The sequence below is a fragment of the Paraburkholderia sp. genome (assembly GCF_049581445.1).
GTDB lineage: Bacteria > Pseudomonadota > Gammaproteobacteria > Burkholderiales > Burkholderiaceae > Paraburkholderia.
Genome location: NZ_JBAURZ010000038.1, coordinates 1 through 3,277 on the forward strand (window position 1 = coordinate 1; position 3,277 = coordinate 3,277).

General features: G+C 62.7%; 2 protein-coding genes and 2 pseudogenes. All 4 read left to right on the forward strand.

Annotation, left to right across the window (positions count from 1 at the left end; all coding sequences use genetic code 11):
* Positions 1-104 (forward strand): annotated as a pseudogene (locus WCA85_RS02415) (LysR family transcriptional regulator); the annotation flags it as partial.
* Between the two features lie 104 nt (positions 105-208).
* Positions 209-1,432 (forward strand): pyridoxal phosphate-dependent aminotransferase, encoded by a 1,224-nt coding sequence (locus WCA85_RS02420; protein WP_424061538.1) that lies wholly within the window; start codon positions 209-211, stop codon positions 1,430-1,432.
* Positions 1,433-1,760: 328 nt separating this feature from the next.
* Entirely contained in the window at positions 1,761-3,032 is a 1,272-nt protein-coding gene (gene scpB / locus WCA85_RS02425) for an SMC-Scp complex subunit ScpB (RefSeq protein ID WP_424061539.1), read from the forward strand.
* A 61-nt stretch (positions 3,033-3,093) separates the two neighbouring features.
* Positions 3,094-3,277: pseudogene (locus WCA85_RS02430) on the forward strand (23S rRNA pseudouridylate synthase B); the annotation flags it as partial.

The following is a 3,277-nucleotide window of genomic DNA, read 5'->3' on the forward strand; positions in this document are numbered from 1 at the left end:
CGGTTGAACTGGTGCGGCGGCGCGACCGGTCGCTCTCGCCGGCTGCGCAGGCCGTGTGGGGTTTGATCCAGCAGTTGCCAGCAAGGGCGGAAGATTTGCGTTGAGGGCGGCAGGCGGTCTTGCGGTCCCCCTGCCGTCCTCGCGTCGCCGGGACTGCGTGGCACGCTAAAATTGTGACTTGTCCCAACTGACCCGCCTGGAAGTCCCGATGAGCGAACTGGATCTGTCTGCGTCCCTCCTGCCCAATGCGCGTGATGCCGTCCGTGCCCTGCGACCGTCCCAGATTCGCGAAGTGGCCAACGCCGGGTTCGGCGTCGAGAATGTGCTACCGTTCTGGTTTGGCGAGTCCGACCGGGTCACCCCAGAGTTCATTCGAACCGCGGCGAGCGATGCCCTTGCCGCTGGCGCCACCTTCTACACCCACAATCTCGGCGTTGCGCCTTTGCGCGCGGCGCTTGCCAATTACGTCACGCACTTGCATGGTGCGACTTCGGTCGAGCACGTCGCGGTGACGAGCGCAGGCGTCAACGCCTTGATGCTTGCCGCTCAACTCGTGGTCGGCGCGGGCGACCGGGTCGTCGCAGTCACCCCGCTGTGGCCGAATCTGGTGGAAATCCCGAAGATTCTCGGCGCGCACGTCGAAACAGTCGCGCTGGGCTACGGCGCGCAGGGGTGGACGCTCGATCTCGAACAGCTGTTAGCGGAGTTGACGCCGGCCACGAAAATGCTGCTAATCAATTCGCCCAACAATCCAACCGGCTGGGTGATGTCGAAGGAACAACAGCGCGTCGTGCTGGAGCATTGCCGTCGCCACGGCATCTGGATCGTTGCCGACGAGGTCTACGAACGCCTTTATTACGCGGAGGATGCCGCCGAAGCCACTCCCGACGCCTCCCGAATTGCCCCGTCCTTTCTTGACCTGGCGGCACGGGACGAGCGTGTGATCTGCGTGAATTCGTTCTCCAAGGCCTGGCTCATGACCGGCTGGCGGCTCGGCTGGATCGTCGCGCCCACCGCGTTGATGGACGATCTGGGCAAGCTGGTCGAATACAACACGTCCTGTGCGCCGGCGTTCGTGCAGCAAGCCGGCATCGCGGCGGTGGAGCAGGGCGAGCCGTTTACCCGTCAACTTGTGAGCGACCTGAAGGCGTCGCGCGATCATCTGGTTCGGGCGTTGTCTGCAATGCCGGGTGTCGACGTGAAGGCGCCGCCGGGAGCCATGTACCTGTTCTTTTCGTTACCCGGCGCGGCGCAAAGCCTGGCGCTGTGCAAATCGCTGGTGCAGGAGGTGGGGCTGGGTCTCGCGCCTGGCAGCGCGTTTGGTGCTGAAGGCGAAGGGTTTGTGCGCTGGTGCTATGCATGCGACACCGCACGGCTCGACCAGGGCGTCGCACGGCTTGAGCAGTTCCTCGTGCGCCACCGTGTAAACTGAACCCACCGGGGTTTGTGTTCGACGCCAGCGCCGGACACTCATTTGACCGGCGTTAGCCACCTTTTCGCATCTTCATGCCCGGGAAGCCCGAATCAACGGGATTTCGTCTTTACGCACCGATTGTTTTTGCGTAATATGGCGTTCAGTCACGCGATTCCTTTCAGGAACATCGCTGCTCCGTCCGGCTGGGTTTGGCTCGATTGCCTGTTTCGCCTCCCCCCGGTGCGTGCTCCCATCAATATGACCGATCAGAATCGGGCGAGCGCGTCTTCAGTTCCACATCGTCTGTTTGATCCGGTTCTTTGACCACAGGGTCTGACCTAGCTGCATGAATACCCAAGAGGCGAAGATCGTCCTCGAGACTGCCTTGATCTGCGCGCAGGAGCCTTTAAAGCTCGGTGAGTTGCGCAAGCTCTTTGCCGATGGCGTGTCGGCAGACACGGTTCGCACGTTGCTCGAAGACCTGAAGCAGGACTGGTCGGGGCGTGGTGTTGAACTGGTCGGGCTGGCGTCGGGCTGGCGTTTTCAAAGCAAGCCCGCGATGCGTTCGTATCTGGATCGCTTGCATCCCGAGAAGCCGCCGAAATATTCGCGCGCTGTTCTTGAGACGCTGGCGATTATTGCGTATCGGCAACCGGTCACACGGGGCGATATTGAAGAGATTCGCGGTGTTACCGTGAACACGCAGGTCGTCAAGCAACTCGAGGATAGGGGCTGGATCGAAGTGATCGGCCATCGTGACGTGCCAGGCCGTCCGGCGCTCTATGCGACGACGCGGCAGTTTCTCGACGACCTCGGCCTGAAAGCGCTCGACGAGTTGCCGCCATTGGAAGATCCATCGGCGCAGTTGAACGTCGACCTGCTCGGCCAGCATGCAATCGAGTTTCCCGACGCGGTGGCGACGGGAGGTGAGTTGGCTGGTGAAACGCCGGCCGAAGCTGCGGAGCATGACGCGCAGCCAGCGCTTGCGCATGACGCTGCCGCGCTTGATTCAAAAAACGGCGAGGCCATTGGGGAGGTGCCTGAAGACGGTGCAAGTGCCCATAGTGCAGCGCCGCAGGAATCTGCCAGCGTCGAGGCGCCCGTAGCGGCCGCATTGAACAGCGCGCACGAAAGCGCCGAGCCCGAATCAGATGAATTCGCTCACGCCGAAACCACAAACGCTGACGTAGCGTCACTGGCGGGAGCAGAAATAGCTGAAGCATCAACAGCAGAGCCTGACGCAGCTGGGGAAACAGGTCATCAGCCTGAAGATGACGGGGTCACCGAGGTTGAGCAGGGCGCAAGCATTGTGGGTGCACGCGAACCCGGTGGCGCGCATGTCGTGGCATCGTCCGGTACGCCTGTTGAAGGACATGTTGAACCGCACCCGCACAACGAAGCCGCCGAAAGCGCCGCTGAGGTTGCACAAGATCAGGATCCGGTCTCCCAGGCCGATCCGGCAATACCCGCGCACGACTTGGGCGAACTCCGCAGTACGGAGTACGCCGTTGAGTCGAACCCGACAGGTGTGGCGCACGGCGATCCAGAAGACCGCCGCGATGCTGCACAGGACGCGGGCGTACTGACCGACGACGAAAACGAGTCGCGCAGCGCCTGACGTAACCGAACTTTTGCCGCGCCCGCAATGGGCGCGCGCGACCTGACATTTTGAGGTTGTTTTGACTGATACCCACGACACCGATTCGTCCGAATCCGAGCGCGCCGTGCATGCCGTGCGCGCCGACGAAACGCGTACTTCGCAAACGTCCGCAGGCGCTACTGAGCACCCGGCCCAAGCTGAGGGCGCAGAAGGTGAAGAGCGTCCGCGCCGCGGCCTGCGCCGCGGGCCGCGCAGCCTGATCG

What these genes read in the sequence shown, in the direction of transcription:
- WCA85_RS02420 (WP_424061538.1), top strand. Translation starts at nt 209, where the DNA reads ATGAGCGAACTGGATCTGTCTGCGTCCCTCCTGCCCAATGCGCGTGAT.
- scpB (WP_424061539.1), top strand. Translation starts at nt 1,761, where the DNA reads ATGAATACCCAAGAGGCGAAGATCGTCCTCGAGACTGCCTTGATCTGC.